Origin of the sequence: Sulfitobacter sp. 1A13353 (genome assembly GCF_043557255.1) — a bacterium.
Lineage (GTDB): Bacteria > Pseudomonadota > Alphaproteobacteria > Rhodobacterales > Rhodobacteraceae > Sulfitobacter > Sulfitobacter faviae.
In genome coordinates this window covers 291,880-315,021 of the sequence record NZ_JBIFFS010000005.1, presented here as the reverse complement: position 1 = coordinate 315,021, position 23,142 = coordinate 291,880, and the positions used below count along the sequence as shown (strand labels likewise).

General features: G+C 64.4%; 24 protein-coding genes. 7 read left to right on the top strand and 17 right to left on the bottom strand.

What is annotated here, in order from left to right:
* Nucleotides 1-127 precede the first annotated feature (127 nt).
* On the bottom strand, nucleotides 128-712 hold the full coding sequence (locus ACGYLO_RS14425; protein WP_271689846.1) for a thioredoxin family protein: 585 nt from the start codon (nucleotides 710-712) through the stop codon (nucleotides 128-130).
* A 28-nt stretch (nucleotides 713-740) separates the two neighbouring features.
* Nucleotides 741-1,478, bottom strand: a complete 738-nt coding sequence (locus ACGYLO_RS14420; protein WP_271689845.1) for a cytochrome c biogenesis CcdA family protein — start codon at nucleotides 1,476-1,478, stop codon at nucleotides 741-743.
* 97 nt (nucleotides 1,479-1,575) lie between these two features.
* On the opposite strand from ACGYLO_RS14420, the gene ACGYLO_RS14415 reads away from it, so the two are divergent.
* The 4 genes from ACGYLO_RS14415 (at nucleotide 1,576) to ACGYLO_RS14400 (ending at nucleotide 5,420) form a co-directional block, all read left to right on the top strand.
* Nucleotides 1,576-1,947, top strand: a complete 372-nt coding sequence (locus ACGYLO_RS14415) for a hypothetical protein (protein WP_271689844.1) — start codon at nucleotides 1,576-1,578, stop codon at nucleotides 1,945-1,947.
* On the top strand, nucleotides 1,944-2,282 hold the full coding sequence (locus tag ACGYLO_RS14410; protein WP_271689842.1) for a helix-turn-helix transcriptional regulator: 339 nt from the start codon (nucleotides 1,944-1,946) through the stop codon (nucleotides 2,280-2,282). Before ACGYLO_RS14415 ends, ACGYLO_RS14410 begins: the two co-directional genes overlap by 4 nt.
* Nucleotides 2,275-3,333, top strand: a complete 1,059-nt coding sequence (locus ACGYLO_RS14405) for a YeeE/YedE family protein (RefSeq protein WP_271689841.1) — start codon at nucleotides 2,275-2,277, stop codon at nucleotides 3,331-3,333. Before ACGYLO_RS14410 ends, ACGYLO_RS14405 begins: the two co-directional genes overlap by 8 nt.
* 65 nt (nucleotides 3,334-3,398) lie before the next feature.
* Nucleotides 3,399-5,420, top strand: coding sequence for a PhoX family phosphatase (locus tag ACGYLO_RS14400; protein WP_271689840.1), 2,022 nt, complete (start codon nucleotides 3,399-3,401; stop codon nucleotides 5,418-5,420).
* A gap of 110 nt (nucleotides 5,421-5,530) precedes the next feature.
* Here the strand turns inward: ACGYLO_RS14400 and ACGYLO_RS14395 are convergent, their stop codons facing one another.
* Nucleotides 5,531-6,799 carry a zinc ABC transporter substrate-binding protein gene (locus tag ACGYLO_RS14395; RefSeq protein ID WP_271689839.1) on the bottom strand — a complete coding sequence of 423 codons (1,269 nt, stop codon included), beginning with the start codon at nucleotides 6,797-6,799 and terminating at the stop codon, nucleotides 5,531-5,533.
* 83 nt (nucleotides 6,800-6,882) lie between these two features.
* On the opposite strand from ACGYLO_RS14395, the gene ACGYLO_RS14390 reads away from it, so the two are divergent.
* Genes ACGYLO_RS14390 through ACGYLO_RS14380 form a run of 3 tightly spaced genes read left to right on the top strand, consistent with a single transcriptional unit; the run spans nucleotide 6,883 to nucleotide 8,916 of the window.
* Nucleotides 6,883-7,362 carry a Fur family transcriptional regulator gene (locus ACGYLO_RS14390; RefSeq protein WP_067267520.1) on the top strand — a complete coding sequence of 160 codons (480 nt, stop codon included), beginning with the start codon at nucleotides 6,883-6,885 and terminating at the stop codon, nucleotides 7,360-7,362.
* Nucleotides 7,359-8,117 (top strand): metal ABC transporter ATP-binding protein, encoded by a 759-nt coding sequence (locus tag ACGYLO_RS14385; protein WP_271689838.1) that lies wholly within the window; start codon nucleotides 7,359-7,361, stop codon nucleotides 8,115-8,117. The genes ACGYLO_RS14390 and ACGYLO_RS14385 overlap by 4 nt, the downstream gene beginning before the upstream one ends.
* Nucleotides 8,110-8,916 carry a metal ABC transporter permease gene (locus tag ACGYLO_RS14380; RefSeq protein ID WP_394376865.1) on the top strand — a complete coding sequence of 269 codons (807 nt, stop codon included), beginning with the start codon at nucleotides 8,110-8,112 and terminating at the stop codon, nucleotides 8,914-8,916. The genes ACGYLO_RS14385 and ACGYLO_RS14380 overlap by 8 nt, the downstream gene beginning before the upstream one ends.
* An 18-nt stretch (nucleotides 8,917-8,934) precedes the next feature.
* Here the strand turns inward: ACGYLO_RS14380 and ACGYLO_RS14375 are convergent, their stop codons facing one another.
* From ACGYLO_RS14375 to ACGYLO_RS14310, 14 genes are all read right to left on the bottom strand, one after another.
* Nucleotides 8,935-9,333 (bottom strand): RidA family protein, encoded by a 399-nt coding sequence (locus tag ACGYLO_RS14375; RefSeq protein WP_271689837.1) that lies wholly within the window; start codon nucleotides 9,331-9,333, stop codon nucleotides 8,935-8,937.
* 23 nt (nucleotides 9,334-9,356) lie between these two features.
* Complete coding sequence (locus tag ACGYLO_RS14370) at nucleotides 9,357-10,046, bottom strand: ABC transporter ATP-binding protein (protein WP_271689836.1); 690 nt, start codon at nucleotides 10,044-10,046, stop codon at nucleotides 9,357-9,359.
* The gene (locus tag ACGYLO_RS14365; RefSeq protein ID WP_271689954.1) at nucleotides 10,043-10,798 is read right to left on the bottom strand and encodes an ABC transporter ATP-binding protein; all 756 of its coding nucleotides are present in this window, start codon (nucleotides 10,796-10,798) and stop codon (nucleotides 10,043-10,045) included. Before ACGYLO_RS14365 ends, ACGYLO_RS14370 begins: the two co-directional genes overlap by 4 nt.
* Before the next feature lie 4 nt (nucleotides 10,799-10,802).
* Entirely contained in the window at nucleotides 10,803-11,786 is a 984-nt protein-coding gene (locus tag ACGYLO_RS14360; RefSeq protein ID WP_271689835.1) for a branched-chain amino acid ABC transporter permease, read from the bottom strand.
* Between the two features lie 3 nt (nucleotides 11,787-11,789).
* Nucleotides 11,790-12,707 (bottom strand): branched-chain amino acid ABC transporter permease, encoded by a 918-nt coding sequence (locus tag ACGYLO_RS14355; RefSeq protein WP_136720382.1) that lies wholly within the window; start codon nucleotides 12,705-12,707, stop codon nucleotides 11,790-11,792.
* Nucleotides 12,708-12,804: 97 nt separating this feature from the next.
* Nucleotides 12,805-13,950: an ABC transporter substrate-binding protein gene (locus tag ACGYLO_RS14350; protein ID WP_271689834.1), complete on the bottom strand. Its 1,146-nt coding sequence runs from the start codon at nucleotides 13,948-13,950 to the stop codon at nucleotides 12,805-12,807.
* Nucleotides 13,951-14,037: 87 nt separating this feature from the next.
* Nucleotides 14,038-15,225: a kynureninase gene (gene kynU / locus ACGYLO_RS14345; protein WP_271689833.1), complete on the bottom strand. Its 1,188-nt coding sequence runs from the start codon at nucleotides 15,223-15,225 to the stop codon at nucleotides 14,038-14,040.
* Nucleotides 15,226-16,053 carry a tryptophan 2,3-dioxygenase gene (locus tag ACGYLO_RS14340; RefSeq protein WP_271689832.1) on the bottom strand — a complete coding sequence of 276 codons (828 nt, stop codon included), beginning with the start codon at nucleotides 16,051-16,053 and terminating at the stop codon, nucleotides 15,226-15,228.
* The gene (locus ACGYLO_RS14335; protein WP_271689831.1) at nucleotides 16,050-17,672 is read right to left on the bottom strand and encodes an AMP-binding protein; all 1,623 of its coding nucleotides are present in this window, start codon (nucleotides 17,670-17,672) and stop codon (nucleotides 16,050-16,052) included. The genes ACGYLO_RS14340 and ACGYLO_RS14335 overlap by 4 nt, the downstream gene beginning before the upstream one ends.
* Nucleotides 17,669-18,820 (bottom strand): acyl-CoA dehydrogenase family protein, encoded by a 1,152-nt coding sequence (locus ACGYLO_RS14330; RefSeq protein ID WP_271689829.1) that lies wholly within the window; start codon nucleotides 18,818-18,820, stop codon nucleotides 17,669-17,671. The genes ACGYLO_RS14335 and ACGYLO_RS14330 overlap by 4 nt, the downstream gene beginning before the upstream one ends.
* Before the next feature lie 44 nt (nucleotides 18,821-18,864).
* Entirely contained in the window at nucleotides 18,865-19,665 is an 801-nt protein-coding gene (locus tag ACGYLO_RS14325) for an enoyl-CoA hydratase family protein (protein WP_271689828.1), read from the bottom strand.
* On the bottom strand, nucleotides 19,655-20,116 hold the full coding sequence (locus ACGYLO_RS14320; RefSeq protein ID WP_271689827.1) for a MarR family winged helix-turn-helix transcriptional regulator: 462 nt from the start codon (nucleotides 20,114-20,116) through the stop codon (nucleotides 19,655-19,657). The genes ACGYLO_RS14325 and ACGYLO_RS14320 overlap by 11 nt, the downstream gene beginning before the upstream one ends.
* A complete protein-coding gene (locus ACGYLO_RS14315; RefSeq protein ID WP_271689825.1) occupies nucleotides 20,113-20,844 on the bottom strand; it encodes an SDR family NAD(P)-dependent oxidoreductase in 732 nt (243 codons plus the stop codon). Before ACGYLO_RS14315 ends, ACGYLO_RS14320 begins: the two co-directional genes overlap by 4 nt.
* On the bottom strand, nucleotides 20,841-23,132 hold the full coding sequence (locus tag ACGYLO_RS14310; protein ID WP_271689824.1) for a bifunctional salicylyl-CoA 5-hydroxylase/oxidoreductase: 2,292 nt from the start codon (nucleotides 23,130-23,132) through the stop codon (nucleotides 20,841-20,843). The genes ACGYLO_RS14315 and ACGYLO_RS14310 overlap by 4 nt, the downstream gene beginning before the upstream one ends.
* Nucleotides 23,133-23,142 lie beyond the last annotated feature (10 nt).

The following is a 23,142-nucleotide window of genomic DNA, read 5'->3' as shown; positions in this document are numbered from 1 at the left end:
TCCTCCCAGTGCCGATCACGGTGATGTGTGATCCGGTTTACCTGACCCTAAGACAGGGATGCGGCGCGGCGCAACAACAAATTCAAACTTTTGAATAGCTTTACACGCGCGGCGCCGCTTTCCCGGGTCAATCCGTGCTGCCATTGTTGCGCTCTTGGATCATCCGCGCGTGGTAGCGTTGGAAATCCTCATCGCCGTCCAGCGCATAGCGTTCCTCGTTTACCCATGTGAGCATATCAAGCGTCGTGCCCTTGCCGAACGCCCCCGGCATCACCGCCACCGCCGCCTGCGGCGCGGTCGCATCTTCGGGCACCTCATGAGGCAGGAACATCAGCGTCGGAGTAAAGAGAATCCCCCATTTCCGCGCCATCTGCTTTTCCGAGAGCGTCTCCCCGTCGAAATCGGTCACCTCGATATCGCCATGCAGGTTCAGCTGCACGACAAAGTAATTCTCTTCGATGTAATTGGCGATCTCGAGGGTGGGAAAAACCTCTTCGTGCATCTTGGTGCAATAGATGCAGCCGCGTTGCTCGAAAATCAGCATCAGACGTTTGTCCTCGCCCCTGGCCTCCTCCAGATCCTCGCGCAGGTCTTTGAAGGTGTCGCGCATCCAGGGCGTCTTGTGCAGCCCGTCGTCGCCCAGTTCCGCCGCGGCCAAAGGCCAGGCCAGCATCGCCGCCGCCACTGCGGCTCCTATCCTCGATCCGATCATCTTGGCGTCCTCCTCCTGATTGTTGCGTCTATCCTAGCGTCGTGAAGCTGGGGAACCAACGGATCATCGCATCCGCGATCAGTTGCACCCCGCCGGTCACGATCAGCACGGCAAAGAGGATCAGCATCACCCCCATCGCCTTTTCCACCTTTTGCACCAGCGCCATATGCCGCGCGGCCCAGTTAAGAAACGGTTTGGCGAAAAGTGCGGCCACTACGAAGGGCGCGGTCATCCCCGCGCCATAGGCGGCCAGCAACAGCCCGCCCCGCGCGATATCGCCCATGCCCGAGGCAATCATCAAGATCGCCGCCAGCGCGGGGCCGACGCAGGGTGTCCAGCCAAAGCCGAAGGCCAACCCCATGACATAGGCGCCCCAGACCGAGGTGGGCGTGCCGCCCCCCTCCAACCGCGCCTCGCGGTAGAGCAGCGGCACTTTGATCACGCCGAGGAAGTGCAGGCCAAAGACCGTCAGGATCGCTGCCGCCACCCAGCTCAGCGGCTCAAGGTACTGGGTGAACACCTGCCCGATGGCCGTGGCACCCATGCCGAGCAGAACAAAGATCGTCGTGACCCCAAGCGCGAAGAGCAGCGAAGACAACACCAAGCGCCGCTGCGCCCCCGGCGCGATTGCACCATCGCCGCGCAATTCGGTCACGCTGAGCCCCGCCATATAGCTAAGGTAGAATGGCACCATCGGCAGAATGCAGGGCGTAAAGAAGCTGAGCAGCCCTGCGAAAAGCGCGCCTGCATAGGTGATGTCGAACATGTTACCCCCCGCCCGCGCCGCGCCGGTCCGCCGCGCTTGAACAATTCACATATTCAAATTAGGTTGAGTGTCGTCCAAACGTCAATCAGGCAAGCCGATGATCCGCACACTGACCGCCCTGAGCCTTGCGGCGCTGACCGCCCTGCCCGCCCGGCCCAACGAGGCGGTGGAACTGGTCATGGTCGAACAGCCCGGCTGCATCTATTGCCAACGTTGGGACGAAGAGATCGCCCCCGCCTATCCCAAGACCGCCGAAGGGGCTTTCGCCCCGCTGCGCCGCGTCGATATCTCGGCCGTGGAGGAAAGCGTCACCCCGCAGCGTGCGGTGATCTTCACCCCGACCTTCTTGCTGGTCGAAGACGATGTCGAATTGGGCCGCCTCGAAGGCTACCCCGGTGCGGAGTTCTTCTGGCCCATGCTTGATACGCTCTTGCACGACAAGACCGATTTCGAGGACCCGACCGAATGACAAGCCTGCCCGTGATGACCCCCGACATGTCCCAAGAGGACATGGACCGGATGCTGGCAAATGCCGTGACCGCGTCGAATTTCCTTAAGGCGATCAGCCATGAGGGGCGGTTGATGATCCTTTGCCACCTCGTCTCTGGCGAGAAATCGGTGAGCGAGTTGGAGGCGCTGCTTTCGACCCGGCAGGCGGCGGTGTCGCAGCAGCTGTCGCGGCTCAGGCTCGAAGGTCTGGTCACGCCGCGCCGCGATGGCAAGACGATCTATTACCGGCTGGCCGACGACCGCCCGCGTAGGATGCTGGAACTGGTCTACGAATTGTTCTGCAAGGATGATTGAGCTTTGGGGCCAGCCGCTGACCGCCGCCCTTCTGGGCGGGCTGGGCGGCGTGTTGCTGGGCCTCGCCGCACGATTGGGGCGGTTTTGCACCCTCGGCGCGATCGAAGACATGCTCTATGGCGGATCGGGCGACCGGATGCGGATGTGGGGTCTGGCTATCGGCGTGGCGATGCTGGGTAGTTTCACGCTTGCTAGCTTGGGGCTGATCAACCTCGACCGCGCCTTTCACCTGACGATTGCCTTCTCTTGGGCGCCTGCGGTCTTTGGCGGGCTGATCTTCGGCTATGGCATGGCGCTGGCGGGCACCTGCGGCTTTGGCGCTTTGGCACGGCTGGGCGGCGGTGATCTGCGCGCCTTCGTGATTGTCTTGGTCATGGGGCTTGCGGCCTTTACCGTGCTCTCTGGCCCGCTTGCCCCGGCGCGCGCCCTGCTCTTTCCGCGCCAGATGAACGCCGGGCCGCCCGATGGGATCGCCCATGCGGTGGCCGCGCTTACCGGCGGATCGGTGGCGCTGATCGGCATTCTGCTGGGCCTTGCGGTCTGCCTGCTGATGCTCGGCGCCCGCAGCTTTCGCCGAGATCTGCGCAAAGTGGTCTGGGGCGCCGTGGCCGGGCTGGCGATCACCTCGGGCTGGGCGGGCACGGCGTGGCTGGCGCAGACCGGTTTTGGCGCGCAAACACTGATGTCGCATAGCTATGCCGCCCCCGTGGGAGAGACGTTGATCTATGCGATGCAGGGGTCGGTCCGCCCGTTGAGCTTTGGCATCGGCTCCGTCGCCGGGGTCTGGGTCGGGGCCTTTCTCGGCTCGCTCTGGCAGGGGCATTTCCGCTGGGAAGCCTGCGAGGACCCGCGCGAACTGCGCCGCCAGATTTTTGGCGCAGGGCTGATGGGTGCAGGTGCGGTGATCGCCATGGGCTGCACCATCGGGCAAGGCATCTCGGCCATCTCGGTGCTGGCCTTCAGCGGGCCGGTGACCCTCGCCGCGATCTTTGCCGGCGCGGCTTTGGGCCTGCGCCAACTCATCGTAGGATTTCGCCGCAGCGCGGTCTGACGCGTCATAAAACCGTGACAGTCATGATGCAGATGGAGGCCAGCCAAGTCACCTAAGGAAGCATGATGACCCGCCGCGAGATTCTCAACGACCCCGCCATCGGCAACAAGGCCGAAGCCTTTGAGGCATTCGACGACATCCCCACCAATGCGAACCTGTCGCGCACCATCGGCGATGTGATCAACGCCCGCTATGGCCGCCGCGACATCCTGCGCGGGATGCTTGGGGTTTCGGCCACCACCGCCCTTTTCGGCAGTGCCGCCGCCATCGCCCCGTCCAAGGCCCGCGCCGCCGAAAGCCGCTATGTCTTTGACGAGCTGGCATGGGGCAATGACGAAACCCACCACGTTGCCCCCGGCTATGACGCGCAGATCCTGCTGCGGTGGGGCGACCCGATCACCGCCGATGCGCCGGAATTCGACGTGATGAACCAGACTGCCGCCGCGCAGTCGAAACAGTTCGGCTATAACAACGACTACGTGGGCTTCGTGCCCCTGAACGACGACGGCAGCCGCGGGCTGCTCTGCGTGAACCACGAATACACCAACGAAGAGGTCATGTTCCCCGGTCTTGGCCGTCAGGACAAGGTGAACTTCAAAGGCATGACGCCTGAGTTGATCGACATCGAAATGGCAGCCCACGGCGGCTCGGTCGTCGAGATCGCCCGCGACGCGGCGGGCAAATGGCAGGTCGTGCGCGACGGCAAGATGAACCGCCGCATCACCCCGCTCGACACCGCGATGACGCTGAGCGGCCCCGCCGCCGGTCACGCGCGGCTGCAAACCAACGACGACCCCAGCGGCACCAAGGTCATCGGCACGCTCAACAACTGCGCGGGCGGGCTGACCCCTTGGGGCACATGGCTGATGGCCGAAGAAAACTTCCACGGCTATTTCTGGACCGACAAACTGGATGCCGATGGCAAGCCCGACATCACCGGTGCGGCGGAAGAGAAATCTTGGGACCGTTACGGCGTGCCGGGCATGTGGTACGCTTGGGGGCAGAAACACGACCGTTTCAACGTGGACGCCGAGCCGAACATGCCCAATAAGTTCGGCTGGGTGGTCGAGGTTGACCCGATGGACCCGACCTCAACCCCCGTCAAACGCACCGCTCTGGGCCGTTTCCGCCATGAGGGCGCCGAGACCACGGTCAGCAAAGATGGCAAGCTCGTGGTCTATATGGGCGACGACAACCGCTTTGATTATCAATACAAATACGTCTCTGCCGGGACCGTCTCCGATGATCCGGCGGCCAATGGCGATCTGCTGGACGATGGCACGCTCTATGTCGCGCGGTTCGAAGAGGACGGCACGATCAACTGGCTGCCGCTGGTGCATGGCACCGGGCCGCTGACCGCCGAGAACGGCTTTAACGACCAAGGCGACGTGATGATCGACACCCGCCTTGCCGCCGACCTGCTGGGCGCCACCCCGATGGACCGCCCCGAAGACGCGCAGCCGCGCGGCGATGGCACGGCCTATATCCTGCTGACCAACAACACCAAGCGCAAGCAGGGCGACACCAACGCCGCCAACCCGCGCCCGGAAAGCAGCTTTGGCCATATCATCGAGATCAAGGAAGCGAATGCCGACCACGCCGCCACCAGCGGCACTTGGTCGATCCTTGTGCAATGTGGTGACCCAAAGGTGGCCGAAGTCGGTGCCCAGTGGAACCCTGAGACATCGGAGAACGGCTGGTTCGGCAGCCCCGACAATGCCGCGATGGATGCCGACGGGCGCCTCTGGATCAGCACCGATCAGGGCAGCAGCTGGGGCAAGACCGGCAAGTCCGACGGGCTTTATGCGCTGGAAACCGAAGGCGAAGCGCGCGGCACCTCGAAACTCTTCTTCCGCTGCCCTATCGGCGGTGAGATGTGCGGCCCCTACTTCACCGACGATGGCGAGACCCTCTTCGTCGCGGTGCAGCACCCAGGCACGGACGGGACAAAGGACATTCCCGGTTTCGAGCGGGAAAGCACCTTCGAAGACCCGGCCACCCGTTGGCCCGACTTCGACCCTAAGATGCCCCCGCGCCCTGCGGTGGTCGTCATTACCAAGCAAGGCGGCGGCAAGATCGCCGTCTGATCAGAATTCTATAAAAGTCATTTCAGCATGTAAGATGTGGTGCAGCTTCCCCGGCTGCACCACTTTTCATTGGGCTGTTTCTATTAGCCGCTTCCTTGCCAGCGCCTAAATCAATCCGACAGGCAGTCAGACATGCTCTGCGCCATGCCGCGCAGCAGATCGGGGTAGAAAGAAACACCCAGTTCCAGATCCGCGCCGATCGGGTCGAGCGTGCCGGTCCCGGTCTCCTGCCCCTCAGTCACGGCGGCAATCAGGCCGGGGTTGAACTGCGGCTCGGCAAAGACGCATTTCGCGCCGCTCTCGGCCACCAAGTCGCGCAGTTCTGCCACACGTGCAGCCCCCGGGGCGCGGGCGTCATTCTCGCTGATGGCACCACGGGCTTCGATGTCGAAACGCGCTTCGAAATAGTGGTAGGCGTCATGGAAGACGATGAAGGGGCGGTCTTTGACCGGGGCGAGGGTCTCGGCGATGTCTTCCTCCAAGACCGCAAGCTCGGCCTGAGCGGCCTCGGCGTTCTCACGGTATTGCGCGGCGTTCTCAGGATCCAGTTCCGCCAGCGCCTCGGCGATCTGGCCCAGCCAAAGCTGCCCGTTGCGCGGGTCGAGCCAGACGTGGGGATCGTCGCCGTCATGGGCGTGATCGTGACCTTCATGGCCGTGGTCCTCGTGGCCGTGATCGTCATGATCGTGGTCGTCGTGACCGTGGTCGTCATGGCCGTGGTCGTCGTGATCCTTCTCACCATGGCCATGATCGTCATGATCCCCGTGGTCGTGCCCCTCGTGGTCATGCGCCTCGTGATCGTGATCGTGGTCGCCGTGGTCATGCTCTTCGTCATGCTCGTCGTGACCATGCTCTTCGTGGTCATGCCCCTCGTGACCGTGGTCATCATGCCCATGCGCGCCGTGGTCATGCCCCTCGTGACCGTGGTCATCATGCCCATGCGCGTCGTGGTCATGCCCTTCCTCGGCGTGATCATGGCCCTCGTGACCCTCATGCCCCTCGTCACCGTGGCTATGCGGCTCAAAGGTCGCCCCTTCGCGGAAGGCCAGAACCCGCGTGCCGGGCTGCTCCATCAAGGCCAGATGGCTGGCGCTGCTGGCCAGCGATTGCAGCGGATCGGCCAGCCATGGGGTCAGCGACGGGCCGACCCAGACGACCAGATCGGCCCCGCTCAGCGCGCGTGCCTCGGAGGGGCGCATGGCATAGCCATGGGGCGAGCTGCGCGGCGGCACGATGAGGTCGGGCGTGCCGACCCCTTCCATCACCTGCGACACCAGCCCATGCACCGGGGCGATATCTGTCGCAACGGCGGGGACATCCGCCCAAAGCGGCGACGCGGCAGCGGCGAGAACGGCGGCGGGGAGCGTGAAACGATACATGGCAGACCTTCAAAATGTTATAGTATCACCTTGCTATCACCGCTGTTATAACATATCAATACCGAAACGAATTGAGGTTCCCCATGCGCCCCATAGGATTCAGTGATCATGACCACGCCGCCTGCGTGCGGAGCACCATGCAGGTGGCCGAAGCGCAATGCGCCGAACGCGGGCTGCGGCTGACCCCGGTGCGCCGCCGCGCGCTGGAGATCCTGCTGTCGGAACACCGCGCCTTGGGCGCCTATGACCTGCTCGCCCGCCTGTCAGCCGAGGGGCTGGGCGCGCAGCCCCCCGTGGCCTATCGCGCCTTGGATTTTCTGGTGAAAGCCGGGCTCGCCCATAAAATCGAAGCGCTCAACGCCTATGTTGGCTGCGTGCACCCGGGCGAGGATCACGCGCCCGCCTTTCTGATCTGTCGCAGCTGCCGCTCGGTGGCGGAGGCCGATACAACCCCGAACAAAAGCCGCCTTGGCGATGCCGCCCGCGCTGCCGGGTTCCGCATCGAGCGCAGCGTGGTCGAGGCCGAGGGCCTCTGCCCCGCCTGTCAGGAGCCCGGTGCATGAGCCTGATCAATACGCGCGGCCTGACCCTGCGCCACGACGGTCAGATCGCCCTGCGCGACGTGAACTTCAATATCGACGCTGGTGAGATCGTCACCATCGTCGGCCCCAACGGGTCGGGCAAATCCAGCCTGCTGCGCGCGCTGATCGGCGCGCTGAAACCGGCTGCGGGCAAGATCACCCGCAAACCGGGGCTGCGCATCGGCTATGTGCCGCAAAAATTGCAGATCGACGCGACCCTGCCGCTCACCGTGCGCCGTTTCATCAACCTGCCCCGCCGCCAAAAGCCCGAAGCGATCCGCGGCGCGCTGGCCACCGCTGGCGTGCCGGAACTGGCAGAGCGGCAGATGGTCGACCTCTCGGGCGGGCAATTCCAACGCGTGCTGCTGGCTCGCGCCCTGCTGGAAAGGCCCGATCTGCTGATCCTCGACGAGGCGACGCAGGGGCTGGACCAACCCGGCTCCGCCGCGTTTTACCGCCAGATCGAAGCCGTGCGCCAAGACCTCGGCTGCGCCGTGCTGATGGTCAGCCATGATCTGCACGTCGTCATGGCGGCGAGCGACCGTGTGCTCTGCCTCAACGGCCATGTCTGCTGCGAAGGCACGCCCGAGACCGTATCCGAAGCGCCCGAATACCGCGCCCTCTTTGGCAGCGGCACCCAAGGGGCGCTCGCGCTCTACCGGCACGATCACGACCATCACCACCACCATCACGGCGCCGCCTGTGACGGCCACCACCAAGAGACTGAGAATGCTTGACGATTTCATTCTGCGCGCCGCCCTCGCCGGATTGGGCGTGGCGCTGGCCGCCGCTCCTTTGGGCTGTTTCGTGATCTGGCGGCGCATGGCCTATTTCGGCGATGCCACCAGCCATGCTGCCCTCTTGGGCGTGGCACTGGCGCTGGCGACCGATCTGTCGATCACCGCGGGCGTGCTTTTGGTGGCCCTCGTCATGGCGCTGGTGATCAGCACGCTGTCGGGCCGCAATGTCAGCGCCGACGCGCTTTTGGGCGTGATGGCCCATTCCGCGCTGGCGCTTGGCCTCGTGGCCGTATCCCTGCTGCCGGGGCAGCGGGTCGATCTGTCTTCTTACCTTTTTGGTGAGATACTTGCCGTCACGCGCTTTGACCTTGGCGTGATCTGGGGCGGAGCCGTCGCGGTGGCGCTGTTGCTGGCGTGGCGCTGGTCGGCGCTGTTGGCGGCGACGCTGAACCCCGATCTGGCACAGGCCGCAGGCGGCAATCCGCGGCGCGAGCAGTTGATCCTGACGCTGGCGCTGGCGATTATGGTGGCGGTGGCGATCAAAGTGGTCGGCGCGTTGCTGATCGCGGCGATGCTGATCATCCCGGCCGCCACCGCCCGCCCCTTTGCCCGCACGCCGGAAACCATGGCTTTTTGGGCCATGGGTCTGGGCGCGGTGGCGGCCCTCGGGGGGCTGCTGGCCTCGCTGGAGTTCGACACGCCCACGGGGCCCAGCATCGTCAGCATCGCGGCGGGTCTCTTTGCGCTTTCCTCCGCCTTTTCGGCGGCCCTTCCGGCGCTGCGCCGCCGGGGGTGACCCCGACGGCGGCTTGGCTTAGCGCGCGATCACCGCGTCGGCTTCGATCTCAAGCTTGGCTTCATCCTCGACCAGACCGGCGACGACAACCATCGCCATGGCTGGGAAATGCTTGCCCATGACCTCGCGATAGGCCCGGCCCACGTCCTTTTGCGCGGCGAGATATTCTTTCTTATCCGTGACATACCACGTCAGCCGGGTGATATCCTCAGGCGTGCCGCCTGCGGCTTCGACCACCTCGCGGATGTTTTGCAGCGCCTGTTTCATCTGGCCGATGAAATCGTGGCATTCGAACTTCTGCTCGGCGGTCCAGCCGATCTGACCGCCGACGAACAGATGGCCATCCGCGCTCAGCACGCCGTTTGCATAGCCTTTCGCGGGGGCCCAGCCTTCGGGCTGAATGATTTGATGCGACATGTCGTGTTCCTTTTTGTTAACAGTCACACGCCGAGGAATTGGTCGGCGATTTGAGTATCGAGCGCGGGCATCGGACCGACCCAGACCGAGCGGCCCCGTTCGAGGATGACGGCGTGATCGGCCACGCGCCGCAGCTCGGCGAGGGATTTGTCCACCACCAGAAGCGCCAGACCGCTGTCGCGCTTCAGCTCGGCCACGGCGGCCCAGATCTCTTGGCGCACCACCGGGGCCAGCCCCTCGGTCGCCTCATCCAACAGCAGGAGTTGCGGGTTGGTCATCAGCGCGCGGCCAATCGCCAGCATCTGCTGCTCCCCGCCCGAGAGCGAGCCTGCCGCCTGATCGCGCCGCTCCCCCAGACGGGGGAAGAGTTCGACCACCCGCGCCTCATCCCACGGGCCGGGACGTGCAGCGGCGATGAGGTTTTCATGCACCGTCAGCGGCGCGAAACAGCGCCGTCCCTCGGGCACCAGCCCCACGCCAGCCTGTGCGGCGCGAAATGACGGAAGCCCCGCGATGTCACGCCCATCGAAGTGCAGGGTGCCGCCGTCATGTTTCAGCATCCGGCAGATCACCTTGATGGTCGAGGATTTGCCCATCCCGTTGCGCCCCATCAGCGCGCAGACCTCGCCCGCCTCCAGCGCCAGATCGACGCCGAAAAGCGCCTGCGTCGGCCCGTAGGAGGCGGTGATGTCTTTCAGTTCCAGCAAGCTCATGCCGCGTCCTCCTCGCCCAGATAGGCCACGCGGACCTGTGGATCGGCCTTGATCTCGGCCGCCGTGCCGCTGGCGATGATGCGCCCGTAAACCAGCACCGAGATGCGGTCGGCGAGTGCAAAGACCGCGTCCATGTCATGCTCCACCAGCAGGATCGGCGCCTCGGCCCTGAGGCCGTCGAGAAAGCCGGTCATCTCGCGCGACCCACTTGCGCCAAGCCCGGCCATTGGCTCGTCCATCAGGAAGACCTTGGGCCGCAGCGTCAGCGCCACCGCAACCTCAAGCTGGCGGCGTTGGCCGTGCGACAGGTCCGAGGTGCGCTTGGCCGCGTGATCGGCCAGCCCCACCAGTTCCAGCGCGCGCATCGCCTCGGCCCGCAACGCCGCCTGCCGCATCACCGGCGCGAAGAAGCGCATGACCCGGCCCGACTGGCCAAGCGCGCCCAGCACCGCGTTTTGCAGCACCGTGTATTCCATCGCCAACGAGGAGATCTGAAAGGTCCGTCCTAGCCCCGCCCGCGCACGCTGCACGGTGCTGAGCGGCGTCACGTCCTGCCCCGCGAAATGCACCGATCCGCTGTCCGAGCGCAGCCCGCCCGCGATCTGCTTGATCAGCGTCGATTTGCCCGCCCCGTTGGGGCCGATGAGCGCGTGGATCTCGCCCGGACGCAGGGTGATGGAGACATCATCCGTGGCCTTCAAGGCGCCAAAGCTCTTGTGCAGGTTGCGCACGTCCAAAAGCACATCAGTCATCTGCTCAGTCATGGGCCACCTCCCGTCCGGCGATGAGGCCGATCATGCCGCCCCGGGCAAAGAGCACCACCATCAGCAAGAGAAAGCCGAGGTAGATGTGCCAGAACTCCGACAGCCCGCCCAGGACATGCTCCAACAAGATGAAAAGCGCCGCCCCGGCCACCGGGCCAAACAGCCGGCCCACCCCGCCGAGGATCACGAAGATCATGATCTCGCCGGAGGTCTGCCAAGAGAACATCGTCGGGCTGACGAAACGGTTGAGATCGGCAAAAAGCGCCCCCGCAAGGCCCGTGACCGCGCCCGAGATGACAAAGGCCACCAGCCGCAGACGGAAGGGCGCGAGGCCGACGCTCTCGACCCGCTCGGCGTTTTGCCGCGCCGCCGAAAGCGCCAGCCCAAAGGGCGCGCGTGCCAGACGGCCCGCGAAGAGCAGCACCAGCGCCAGCACGGCAAAGGCGATGGCGAAAAAGGTCAGCGGGTTGAGCGTGTTCAGCCCCGGAAAGCCGTTGCGCACATAGATCGACAGCCCGTCCTCGCCGCCATAGGCCGGCCAGGAGATCGAGAAGTAGAAAAGCATCTGCCCGAAGGCGAGCGTGACCATGATGAAATAGACGCCCGAGGTGCGCAAAGACAGCGCCCCGATCAGCAGCGCCGCCAGCGCGGAGACCACGATCGCCACCAGCCAGATGATGGGCATCGACTTCGTGCCCTCGATCAGGAAAGGGCTCTCCATGATCGGCGTGTAGCTCTGCGCATGGGCGGCAAGGATGCCCATGGCATAGCCACCAAGCCCAAAGAATGCCGCGTGGCCGAAGCTGACCAGCCCGCCCAACCCGAGCGCGATGTTCAGCCCCACACCGGCCAGCGCGAGGATCGCGGCCTTGGTGGCCAGCGTGATGATGAAAGGCTCGTCCAGCGCGAAGGCCGCCAGCGCCGTGACCGGCAGGAGCAGGAAGAGAAAGACGTTTACAAGTGTTTCGCGCATCATGGCTCAGGCCTCCCCAAACAGGCCGGTGGGTTTGAACAGAAGAACCCCCGCCATGAGAATGTAGATCGACATGGAAGCGAGCGAGGAGCCGACAGAGGTGGCCGCCGACGCCTCCATGAAATTGGCAAAGAAGAGCGGCAGCAGGACCGAGCCCAGCGTATCCGTCAGCCCCACCAGCAGCGCGCCGATCAGTGCGCCCTTGATCGAGCCGATGCCACCAATGACGATCACCACGAAGGCAAGGATCAGCACCGGCTCACCCATGCCCACCTGCACCGACTGGATCGCGCCCACCAGCGCCCCGGCGAGACCCGCAAGGGCGGCCCCGAGCGCGAAGACCAGCGTGTAGAGCTTGGCGATGTCGACGCCGAGCGCCGCGATCATCTCGCGGTCGGCCTCGCCCGCGCGGATCTGGATGCCGATGCGCGTGCGGGCAATCAGCAAAAAGAGCCCGGCGGCGATGGCAAGGCCCACGCCGATGATGACGAGGCGGTAAAGCGGATACTGGATGCCGCCCGGCAGCGTCACCGGCCCCGCCAGCGCGGCGGGAATATCGAGAAACAGCGGGAAGGAGCCAAAGAAGAACCGCGTGCCCTCGGAGAAGATAAGGATCATCGCGAAGGTCGCCAGAACCTGATCGAGGTGGTCGCGGTCATAAAGGCGACGGATCACCGTCATCTCGATCAGGCAGCCCGCCAATGCGGCAGCGGCAAGCGCGGCCACCAGCGCCAAAAGGAAGGACCCGGTGGCCGCCGCCACCGCCGCGGCGGCAAAGGCGCCGACCATGTAGAGCGAGCCATGGGCGAGGTTAATGAGCCCCATGACCCCGAAGATGAGCGTGAGCCCGGCGGCCATGAGAAACAACATGACCCCGGATTGGACCCCGTTCAGCACCTGTTCGACGAGCAGGATGAATGACATTTGGCAAAGCCTCCCGGCGCGCCGGACGAAGCCCGGCGTGAATGCGTTGAATTGTCGGCCCCGGCAGGCCTGAAGTCAGCGCCGGGGCCGCGGGGGATTACATCTTGCAGTCAGCCGCGTAGGCGTCAGCGTGATCGGTCAGCGAGGGGCCGATGAGCTTGTTGGTATAGACATCGCCCTCCTTGACCACTTCGCGCACGTAGTAGTCTTGGATCGGGTGGTTGTTGTTACCAAACGAGAATTTGCCCCGCACGCTGTCGAAATCAGCCTCTTTCAGCGCCGCGCCAAAGGCCTCGGCATCCGACACATCGGCCTTTTCCATCGCGCTCAGCAGCAGGTTCGCGGTGTCATAGCCCTGGCTTGCGTAGAGCGAGGGCAGACGGTCGTATTCCTCCTGAAAGGCTTCGACAAAGGTCTTGTTGGCCGCGTTGTCGAGATCCTTGTTCCACTGGCTGGTGTTCTTGATCCCAACAGCGGCTTCGCCCACGGCCTGAAGGATGCCCTGATCAAAGCTGAAGGCTGGCCCCACCACGGGCAGTTCCACGCCCGAATTGGCGTATTGCTTGAGGAAGGAAATCCCCATGCCGCCGGGCAGGAAGAAGAACACGCTGTCGGCGCCGCTCGCGCGGATCTGCGCGATCTCGGCGGCGTAGTCGGTCTGGCCCAGATCGGTATAGACCTCGCCCGCGACCTCGCCCTCGTAGGTGCGCTTGTAGCCGGTCAGCGCGTCCTTGCCCGCGGGGTAGTTCGGCGCGAGGATGAAGCTGTTTTTGTGACCCGCGTCGTTCGCATAGGCGCCCGCAGCCTCGTGCAGGTTGTCGTTCTGCCATGCCACGTTGAAGTAAAGCGGGTTGCAGCCCTTGCCTGCCAGCGCCGAGGGACCGGCGTTGGGCGAGAGGTAGAATTTGCCCTGCGCCGTCGCCGCTGGCACCACAGCCATGGCGAGGTTGGACCAGATGATGCCGGTCATGACATCGACCTTCTCGGACTGGATCATCTTGTCGGCCAGTTGCACCGCGATCTCGGGCTTGCGCTGGTCGTCTTCGACCACGACCTCAAGGTTCTCGTTCCCGGCCATCTTGGTGGCCAGCAGGAACCCGTCGCGCACGTCAATGCCAAGGCCCGCGCCGCCGCCGGAAAGCGTGGTGATCATGCCGACCTTCACCTTGCCCTCTTCGGCCCATGCGCCGCCTGCCGCCAATGCCGCGACCGAGGCCGCCATCACCAGTGATTTCATCTTCATTTCAGTCTCCCTTGGTTGGTTTGGGCCTCTTTGCCGGGCCCGTTTTGTTGGATCGTTTTGCCAGCTTAACGCCTGCGCCTGATACTGTCAGGTCACCCGCGCGCGGGTCTTGTATTTTTCGTTGTCCCAGAGGCGGTTCTCCATCACGTCACGGATGATCGCGACGGCCTTGGAGACATCCTCGGCGTCCAGATAAAGTGGCGTGAAGCCAAAGCGCATGATGTCGGGCGCGCGGAAGTCGCCAATCACGCCGCGGTCGATCACCGCCTGCATCGCGGCATAGCCTTCCTCGAACCGGAAGGAGACCTGACTGCCCCGTTCGGCGCTATTGCGCGGGCTCGCCAGCGTCAGCTGCGGCACGTCGCGCTCGATCTCCTCGATGAACTGCTCCTGCAACGCCACCGAGGCCTCGCGCAGTGCCTGCATGTCGACATCGGCCCAAAGCTCCATCGCCACTTCCAGCGCCGTGAGTTGAATGACCGGCGGCGTGCCGACGCGCATCCGCTCGATCCCCTGCCCGGGCTGGTAGTTTTGCTCAAAGGCAAAGGGCTGGCGATGCCCAAGCCAGCCCGCCAGCGCCGGTTGCACCTCGTCGGCCAGATCGGGGCGGACGTAGATGAAGCCCGGCGCACCCGGCCCGCCGTTGAGGTACTTGTAGGTGCAGCCCACGGCGAATTCGCAGTTGGAGCCTGCAAGGTCCACCGGCAGCGCGCCCGCGGAATGCGCCAGATCCCAAATCATCACTGCGCCATTGGCATGGGCCAGTTCGGTGATCGCCTTCATGTCGTGTTTGCGCCCGGTGCGGTAATCGACCTCCGTGAGCATCACGGCGGCGATATCCTCGCCGATGGCCTCCGTCACCTCCTCGGGCGCCACGGTGCGCAGCTCATAGCCCTGCTCCAACAGCCCCACCAGCCCCTCGGCCATATAGAGGTCCGACGGGAAGTTGCCGTTGTCCGACAGGATCACCTTGCGCCCGGGCCGCAGCTTCAGCGCCGAGGCCAGCGCCTGAAACACCTTGATCGAGAGCGTGTCGCCCATGACGACCGAGCCCTCGGGCGCGCCGACGATCCCCGCCACCATATTGCCGACGCGGGCGGGTTGCTCCATCCAAGCGGCCTTGTTCCAGCCGCGGATCAGCATCTCGCCCCATTCGTCCGTGATCATTTCCTGCACCCGCGCCGCGGCGGCCTTCGGCAGCGGCCCCAGCGAGTTGCCGTCGAGGTAGATGACGCCCTTGGGCAGGACAAACTGATCTTTTTTCAAAACAGACACTTACAGCGCTCCTCTCACATGCCAAAGCTCGGGGAAGAGCTCCACCTCGAGCATTTTGCGCAGGTAGGTCACACCCGAGGTGCCGCCCGTGCCGCGTTTGAATCCAATGATGCGTTCCACGGTGGTGACGTGGTTGAACCGCCAGCGGCGGAAGTAATCCTCAAGATCGACAAGTTTCTCGGCCAATTCGTAGAGTTCCCAATGGGTTGACGGGTCTTCATAAACCTTATGCCAGAGGTCTTGCACCTCTCGCTTAGCCTCCCATGCACGCGGCTCGGGCTGGCCCGCGAGCGAGAGCACCCCCATCCGGTCACAAAGCAGATCGACCGCCACCTGATAAAGGCTCGGCTGCTGCATCTCCGCTACAAGCGCCGCGTGCGGCTCGGGCGTGTGTTCGTGCAGCTTGGTCAGCGCCGCGATGCGGTTGCCCAGAAGATATTCGATCAGGCGATACTGGTAGGACTGGAAGCCCGACGACGCGCCGAGGTAGGGTCGGAACTGCGTGTATTCGCTTGGCGTCATGGTGCGCAGCACATCCCAGGCGGAGTTAAGCTGTTCAAAGATCCGTGCCACGCGGGTCAACATCTTGAAACTCGGACGTAAATCTCCCGCCTGCAGCGCCTTCCGACAGGCCGTCAGCTCGTGGATTGCAAGTTTCATCCAAAGCTCCGACGTCTGGTGCTGGATGATGAACAGCAGCCCGTCATGCGCCATGTCGAGCGGGTTCTCGGTGGTCAGGATCTGGTCCAGCCCGAGGTAGTCGCCATAGCACTTGTCCTTGGCGAAATCCATCTTGGCGCCTTTGGAGGCTTCGTCGAAAGTGCTCATTTGTCCTCTCTCAACGCGAAGCGCTGGATCTTGCCGGTTGCGGTCTTGGGCAGTTCCTTGATGAAACGAATATCGCGCGGGTATTTGTAAGGCGCGATCGTCGCTTTAACATGGTCCTGCAAGGTTTTGACAGTATTGGTATCTTCTGGCGTACCCTCGACCAGAACCACATGCGCCTGCACGATGGAGCCGCGCGCCTCGTCGGGGGCGGCGACCACGCCGCATTCGCTGACCCAAGGATGGCTCAGAAGTGCGGCTTCGACCTCCGGCCCCGCAATATTGTAGCCCGAGCTGATGATCATGTCGTCGTTGCGGGCGGCGAAATGCAAATAGCCGTCTTCGTCCATAATGAAACTGTCGCCGGTGATGTTCCAGCCGTCCTTCACGTAATCGGCCTGCCTTTTGTCGCCCAGATAGCGGCAGCCGATGGGCCCGCGCACCGCCAGACGGCCCACCTCGCCGCGGGGCACCTCGTTGCCCTCCGCGTCGATCACCCGCGCCTCGTAGCCCGTCACCGGCTTGCCCGTGCAGGCGGCGCGGTGGTCGTCGAAACGGTTGGAGATGAAAATATGCAGCATCTCCGTCGCCCCGATCCCGTCGAGCATGGGCTTGCCGGTCTTCTCCTGCCACTCGTGGTAGACTGGCGCGGGCAGCGTTTCCCCCGCGGATACGGCGGCGCGCAGGCTGCTAAGGTCCGCGCCCTCCTCCATCGCCTGCATCATGGCGCGGTAGGCGGTGGGCGCGGTGAAACAGACGGTGGCTTTGTACTTCTCGATGATCTCGATCATGTTGGGCGGGCTGGCGGTTTCCAAAAGCGTCGCCGCGGCACCGAAACGCAGGGGGAAGACGGCAAGACCGCCGAGCCCGAAGGTGAAGGCCAGAGGCGGCGAGCCCACGAAGACATCCTCGGGGGTGACGCTGAGCACCTCGCGCGCATAGCCATCCGCGATAATCAGAAGATCACGATGAAAATGCATGGTTGCCTTGGGGTTACCGGTGGTTCCTGATGTGAACCCGAGCAGCGCCACATCGTCCTGCGCGGTGTCCACCGCCTCGAACTGCACCGGCTTTTCCAGCGCCAAACGGTCCAACTCGGCATCGTGGTTGCTGGTGCCGTCGAAGCCCGCGACGGTCTTGAGGAATTTCGAGGTCTTGGCGCAGGCCGTCATCTCATCCATCAGCCGCGTGTCGCAGAGCGCGTGGGTGATTTCGGCCTTATCGACGATGGCCGAAAGTTCACCCGCGCGCAGCATCGGCATGGTGTTGACCACCACCGCGCCTGCCTTGGTCGCCGCCAGCCAGCAGGCCACCATCGCCGGGTTGTTGGCCGAGCGGATCAGCACCCGGTTGCCGGGCTTCACGCCCAGATCCTCGACCAGCGCCGCGGCCAGACGGTTGGTCCAGTCTGCTAACTCCTTGTAGGTCCGCCGGCGACCGTTGCCGATCAGCGCAGTGTGATCTCCGAAACCCTTTTCCACTATCTTATCAGTAAGTTCTACACCGACATTCAAGCGCTCTGGATAGTCGAAGCCTTCGAGCAGAAGGTCCGGCCATTGGTCGAAGGGCGGCAGGTTGTCGCGGGCGAATGTATCTTCGTGTCCGGTCGGGTGCAGCTTCATGACATGGCTCCCAATGTTTGGCGGGCGATGACCACACGTTGCACGTCCGACGCGCCCTCGTAAATGCGCAAGGCCCTGATTTCACGGTAAAGTCGCTCGACTGCCTCCCCATTGCGCACACCATCGCCGCCGTGCAATTGCACCGCCTTGTCGATGACCTTCTGCGCCTGGTCGGTGGCAAAGAGCTTGGCCATCGCGGCCTCGCGGGTGACGCGCGGTGCGCCGCTGTCCTTGGTCCATGCGGCGCGGTAGACAAGCAGCGCCGCTGCATCGACGTCGAGCGCCATGTCCGCGATATGGCCCTGCACCATCTGCAACTCGCTCAAGGGCGCGCCCTGCACCTGACGGCTGGTCACGCGGGTGAGCGCCTCGTCCAGCGCGCGGCGGGCAAAGCCGAGGGCCGCAGCGGCCACGGTGGAGCGAAAGACGTCGAGGACCGACATGGCGATGGCAAAGCCGCGGCCCGCCTCGCCCAGAAGCGCCGAGCCGGGCAGTTTCACCCCGTCGAAATGCAGCGTGGCCAGCGGATGCGGGGCCATGACCTCGAGCCGTTCCTCGACCTTCAGCCCCGGCGTGTCGGCGGGCACGATGAAGGCCGAAAGCCCCTTGGCGCCCGGCGCCTCCCGGGTGCGGGCAAAAACGGTGTAGACATCCGCGATGCCGCCATTGGAGATCCATGTCTTGCGCCCGTTGAGCACATAGCCATTGCCGTCGGGCTTCGCGGTCATGGTGGAATTGGCCACGTCCGAGCCGGACTGCGGCTCGGTCAGGGCAAAGGCCGAGATCGCCTGCCCCGAGCGGGTCTTGGGCAGCCATTCGGCCTTCTGCTCATCTGTCCCGAAGAGCGAGATTGCCCCGGTGCCAAGTCCCTGCATCGCAAAGGAGAAATCCGCCAGCCCGTCGTGGCGCGCCAGTGTTTCGCGGATCAGGCAGAGCGTGCGCACGTCGAGCACCTCGTCGCCTTCCGCACCGCTGCGGCGCAGCCAGCCGTCCTGGCCCATCATCGTCACCAGATCACGGCAGGCGCCATCGGTGTCGCCGTGATCCACGTTCTTCAGCTCGCGCTTGGCCCAGTCGTCGAGCTTCAGCGCCAGTTCCTTGTGGCGCGGCTCGAAAAAGGGCCAGTCGAGAAAACTTTTGTCAGCCATGGTTACGCCTCCCCGCGTGTTATCTTTTGGCTTTCGTATTCGGCTCAGTCCCCTTCGAAGACCGGGCGTTCCTTGGCGACGAAGGCGTTGTAGGCGCGCTCGAAATCGCCGGTCTGCATGCAGATCGCCTGCGCCTGCGCCTCGGCCTCGATCGCCTGTTCGATCGACATGGCCCATTCTTGGGCCAGCATCGTCTTGGTCATCATATGCGCGAAATTGGGGCCGGCCTGGATTTTCTTGGCCAGTGCCATGGCCTCTTCCTCCAGCGTCTCGCCCGTCACCAGACGGTTGTAGAAGCCCCAGCGTTCGCCCTCTTCCGCCGACATGGCGCGGCCGGTGTAGAGCAATTCCGCGGCCCGCGTCTGGCCGATGATGCGCGGCAGGATTGCGCAGGCGCCCATGTCGCAGCCGGAAAGGCCCACGCGGGTGAAGAGGAAAGCCGCCTTGGCCTCCGCCGTCGCCAGCCGCAGGTCCGATGCCATGGCAATGATCGCGCCTGCGCCGACGCAGACACCGTCGACGGCGGCGATCACCGGCTTACCGCAATTCACGATGGCCTTGACCAGATCGCCGGTCATGCGGGTGAATTGCAGCAACTCTTTCATATTCATCTTGGTCAAAGGGCCAATGATATCATGTACATCCCCGCCGGAGCTGAAGTTGCCCCCGTTGGAGCCGAAGATCACCACGTCGACGTCATCGGCATAGACCAGATCGCGGAACCAGTCGCGCAGCTCGGCGTAGCTGTCGAAGGTCAGCGGGTTCTTGCGGTCGGGCCGGTCGAGCCGCACGGTGGCGATCCGGTCTTTGATCTCGCATTGAAAATGCGTCACCTCACTGCGCATTGGCTTTTTCCTCTTCTTCCGTTTGGGCGGCGAAGGCTTGTAGGCGGGCCGCCATGGCGCGGGCTTCCTCGGAGGAGATTCCGCGCAGTTTTTCGTTGATCCAGTCTTCATGCGCCTGCGCTTGGCGGGCGAATTGCGCCGCCCCCTCAGGCGTCAGCCGCAGCATCATCGCACGCCGGTCGCCCGGCACGGGGATGCGCTCCACCAGCCCCTCTTCGCTGAGGCGGTCGGCGATGCCGGTGACATTGCCGTTGGACACCCGCAGCACGCCGGAAAGCTGGCTCATCTTCAGCCCCTCGGGATGGCGCGAGAGTGCCGACATCACGTCGAAACGCGGCAGCGTAGTGTTATGCTCGCGCCGCAGCCTGTCGCGCAGTTCCTGTTCCAGCCCGCGCACCACTTTCAGCAGCCGCAGCCAGAGCCGGACGCGATCCTTGGCCGCGTTGCTCACACCTCGCCCCCCGATAGCGCCAGCGCGTGGCCGTTGACCGAAGCCGCGGCATCGGACAGCAGGTAGAGCACGGCACCGGCGACTTCGGAGGTCTCGACAAAGCGGTTCTGGGGGCTGGCGCGTTTTAGCAGGGCGCGGGCCTCCTCGGCGTTCTTGCCGGTGGTCTTGGTGATATTCTCGACCGAGCGTTCCAGAAGCGGCGTGTCGATGAAACCGGGGCAAATCGCGTTCACGGTGATGCCCGTGCGCGCCAGTTCCAGCGCCAGCGCGCGGGTGAGGCCGACGACACCGTGTTTCGCCGCGACATAGCCCGCGACATATGGGTAACCCTTGAGGCCCGCGGTCGAGGCCACGGCGATCAGCCGCCCCTGCCCGGCCTCCTTCATCTCCGCCAGTGCCGCCTGCCAGACGTTGAAGACGCCGGTGACATTGACCGCCATCATGTCGGTCATGTCCTGCGCGGTGATCTTGTGAAAAGGCGCGGAATGGGCCGCGCCCGCATTGGCGACGACGCCGGTGATGGGGCCATTCTCGGCGCGCGCGGCGGCGAAGGCGGCCTGCACCGCCTCCGGATCGGTCACGTCGCAAGTCTGAAACGGCAGCCCCTGTTCGCGCAGGGGCGCTTCGCGGCGCCCCATGATGGTGACCTTGGCGCCGGTGGCGGCCACCGCATGGGCGATCTCGGCCCCCACGCCGGTGCCGCCGCCGGTGATGACGATATGGCTCATACTTTCTCCATCTCCGCCGCACGGTCCGCCAGACGCCAAGCCTGATCGCGGCCGGGGCCGTAGGGCAGCGGCCAGTCGGCGTGGCGGTCGCCGATGGCGGCGGCGGCGTGCAGGGTCCAATAGGGATCGGCCAGATGCGGGCGGGCGAGGCAGACAAGATCGGCGCGGCCCGCCATGAGGATCGAGTTCACGTGGTCGGCCTCGTAGATATTGCCCACGGCCATGGTCTTGATCCCGCCGTCGTTGCGGATGCGGTCGCTGAAGGGGGTCTGGAACATGCGGCCATAGACGGGCTGGGCTTGTTTCGAGGTCTGGCCTGCGGAGACGTCGATGATGTCGGCCCCGGCCTCGCTGAACATGCGCGCGATCTCGACCGCTTCCTCGGGGGTCACGCCGTCCTCCTCGACCCAGTCATTGGCCGAGATGCGCACCGCCATGGGCTTTCCCTCGGGCCATGCGTCGCGCATGGCGCGGAAGACTTCAAGCGGGTAGCGCATGCGGTTCTCCAAGCTGCCGCCGTACTCATCCTCGCGCTGGTTCGACAGCGGCGAGATGAACGACGAGATCAGATAGCCGTGCGCCGCGTGCAGTTCGACCATGTCAAAGTTGGCGCGGTGGGCCATGCGGGTGGCTTCGACGAATTCATCGCGGATTTGGCCCATGTCCTCGCGCGTCGCGGCGCGTGGCACGGCGTTGTTCTCGGACCACGGGATCGGGGAGGCCGAGATGATGTCCCAATTGCCCGCTTTCAGCGGCGCGTCCATTTCCTCCCAGCCCAGCTGGGTCGAGCCCTTGCGGCCCGAATGGCCGATCTGGCAGCAGATCTTGGCCTCGGTCTCGGCATGCACAAAATCCGTGAGCCGCTTCCACGCCGCCTCGTGTTCGGGCGCATAGAGACCGGGGCAGCCCAGGGTAATCCGGCCCTCGGGGCTCACACAAGTCATCTCGGTATAGACCAGCCCGGCGCCGCCCTTGGCGCGTTCGGCGTAATGCACGAAATGCCAATCGGTCGGGCAGCCGTCGACGGCCTTGTATTGCGCCATGGGCGAGACGACGATGCGGTTCTCGAGCTTCATGTCGCGCAGTTGGAAGGGCGCGAACATCGGCGCGCGCACGGGGCCATTGGTGTCGGCACCGGCCTGTTCGAGGAACCATTTCTCGGCCCCCTCGAGCCATTTCGCATCCCGTTCGCGCAGGTTTTCATGGCTGATCCGCTGGCTGCGGGTCAGCATGGAGTAGTTCAACTGCACCGGGTCAAGATCAAGGTAGCGCTCCACGTCCTCGAACCATTCGACCGAGTTACGCGCCGCCGATTGCAGGCGCAGTACCTCGAGGCGGCGGGCCTCCTCGTATTTCTCGAAGGCCGTCGGCAGATCGGCGTCGTCGGTGACGTGTTTCGCGAGCGAGATCGCCGATTCCAGCGCCAGTTTCGTGCCCGAGCCGATCGAGAAATGCGCCGTGGCCGAGGCATCGCCCAGCAGCACGACGTTCTCGTGGCTCCACTTCTCGCAAAGCACGCGCGGGAACTTGATCCAGGCCGAGCCGCGGATGTGGCTGGCGTTGGTCATCAGCTTGTGCCCGTCAAGATGGTCTTTGAAGATCTCCTCGCAGATCGCGATGGTCTCTTCCTGCGTCTTCTCGCCGAAACCGTAGGCGTCGAAGGTCTCTTGGCTGCATTCGACGATGAAAGTCGCGGTGTCCTTGTCGAATTGGTAGGCGTGGACCCAGATCCAGCCCTTGTCGGTATTCTCGAATATGAAGGTGAAGGCGTTGTCGAACTTCTGATGCGTGCCGAGCCAGACGAAGGGGCAGCGGCGCACGTCGATGTCGGGCTTGAAAGTGTCCTCGAACTCCATCCGGGTCTTGGAGTTCAGCCCGTCCGAGGCGACCACGAGATCGTAGTCGTCCATGTATTCCGATGCGGCTTTCACCTCGGTCTCGAACTGCAGGTTCACACCCAATTCGCGGGCCCGCTCCTGCAAGATCAGCAACAGGCGCTTGCGCCCGATCCCGCAGAAGCCATGGCCGGAGCTGAGGATCGTGTTGCCCTTGTGGTGCAGCGCGATGTCGTCCCAATAGGCGAAGTGGCTGCGGATTTCCTTGGCCGAGACGGGATCATTGGCCTCGAGATTGTCCAGCGTCTCGTCCGAGAGCACGACGCCCCAGCCGAAGGTGTCATCGGGGCGGTTGCGCTCAAGCACGGTGACATCGGCCTCGGGCTGGCGCAGCTTGAGAGAGATCGCGAAGTACAGCCCCGCAGGACCGCCGCCAAGACAGATTGCACGCATCGAAATTCCC

What these genes read in the sequence shown, in the direction of transcription:
- ACGYLO_RS14400 (WP_271689840.1), top strand. Translation starts at nt 3,399, where the DNA reads ATGACCCGCCGCGAGATTCTCAACGACCCCGCCATCGGCAACAAGGCC.
- ACGYLO_RS14420 (WP_271689845.1), bottom strand. Translation starts at nt 1,478, where the DNA reads ATGTTCGACATCACCTATGCAGGCGCGCTTTTCGCAGGGCTGCTCAGC.
- ACGYLO_RS14360 (WP_271689835.1), bottom strand. Translation starts at nt 11,786, where the DNA reads ATGATGCGCGAAACACTTGTAAACGTCTTTCTCTTCCTGCTCCTGCCG.
- ACGYLO_RS14330 (WP_271689829.1), bottom strand. Translation starts at nt 18,820, where the DNA reads ATGGCTGACAAAAGTTTTCTCGACTGGCCCTTTTTCGAGCCGCGCCAC.
- ACGYLO_RS14415 (WP_271689844.1), top strand. Translation starts at nt 1,576, where the DNA reads ATGATCCGCACACTGACCGCCCTGAGCCTTGCGGCGCTGACCGCCCTG.
- ACGYLO_RS14335 (WP_271689831.1), bottom strand. Translation starts at nt 17,672, where the DNA reads ATGAAGCTGCACCCGACCGGACACGAAGATACATTCGCCCGCGACAAC.
- ACGYLO_RS14395 (WP_271689839.1), bottom strand. Translation starts at nt 6,799, where the DNA reads ATGTATCGTTTCACGCTCCCCGCCGCCGTTCTCGCCGCTGCCGCGTCG.
- ACGYLO_RS14355 (WP_136720382.1), bottom strand. Translation starts at nt 12,707, where the DNA reads ATGTCATTCATCCTGCTCGTCGAACAGGTGCTGAACGGGGTCCAATCC.
- ACGYLO_RS14350 (WP_271689834.1), bottom strand. Translation starts at nt 13,950, where the DNA reads ATGAAGATGAAATCACTGGTGATGGCGGCCTCGGTCGCGGCATTGGCG.
- ACGYLO_RS14365 (WP_271689954.1), bottom strand. Translation starts at nt 10,798, where the DNA reads ATGACTGATGTGCTTTTGGACGTGCGCAACCTGCACAAGAGCTTTGGC.
- ACGYLO_RS14370 (WP_271689836.1), bottom strand. Translation starts at nt 10,046, where the DNA reads ATGAGCTTGCTGGAACTGAAAGACATCACCGCCTCCTACGGGCCGACG.
- ACGYLO_RS14310 (WP_271689824.1), bottom strand. Translation starts at nt 23,132, where the DNA reads ATGCGTGCAATCTGTCTTGGCGGCGGTCCTGCGGGGCTGTACTTCGCG.
- ACGYLO_RS14325 (WP_271689828.1), bottom strand. Translation starts at nt 19,665, where the DNA reads ATGCGCAGTGAGGTGACGCATTTTCAATGCGAGATCAAAGACCGGATC.
- ACGYLO_RS14410 (WP_271689842.1), top strand. Translation starts at nt 1,944, where the DNA reads ATGACAAGCCTGCCCGTGATGACCCCCGACATGTCCCAAGAGGACATG.
- ACGYLO_RS14375 (WP_271689837.1), bottom strand. Translation starts at nt 9,333, where the DNA reads ATGTCGCATCAAATCATTCAGCCCGAAGGCTGGGCCCCCGCGAAAGGC.
- ACGYLO_RS14405 (WP_271689841.1), top strand. Translation starts at nt 2,275, where the DNA reads ATGATTGAGCTTTGGGGCCAGCCGCTGACCGCCGCCCTTCTGGGCGGG.
- ACGYLO_RS14390 (WP_067267520.1), top strand. Translation starts at nt 6,883, where the DNA reads ATGCGCCCCATAGGATTCAGTGATCATGACCACGCCGCCTGCGTGCGG.
- ACGYLO_RS14385 (WP_271689838.1), top strand. Translation starts at nt 7,359, where the DNA reads ATGAGCCTGATCAATACGCGCGGCCTGACCCTGCGCCACGACGGTCAG.
- ACGYLO_RS14380 (WP_394376865.1), top strand. Translation starts at nt 8,110, where the DNA reads ATGCTTGACGATTTCATTCTGCGCGCCGCCCTCGCCGGATTGGGCGTG.
- ACGYLO_RS14425 (WP_271689846.1), bottom strand. Translation starts at nt 712, where the DNA reads ATGATCGGATCGAGGATAGGAGCCGCAGTGGCGGCGGCGATGCTGGCC.
- ACGYLO_RS14315 (WP_271689825.1), bottom strand. Translation starts at nt 20,844, where the DNA reads ATGAGCCATATCGTCATCACCGGCGGCGGCACCGGCGTGGGGGCCGAG.
- ACGYLO_RS14340 (WP_271689832.1), bottom strand. Translation starts at nt 16,053, where the DNA reads ATGAGCACTTTCGACGAAGCCTCCAAAGGCGCCAAGATGGATTTCGCC.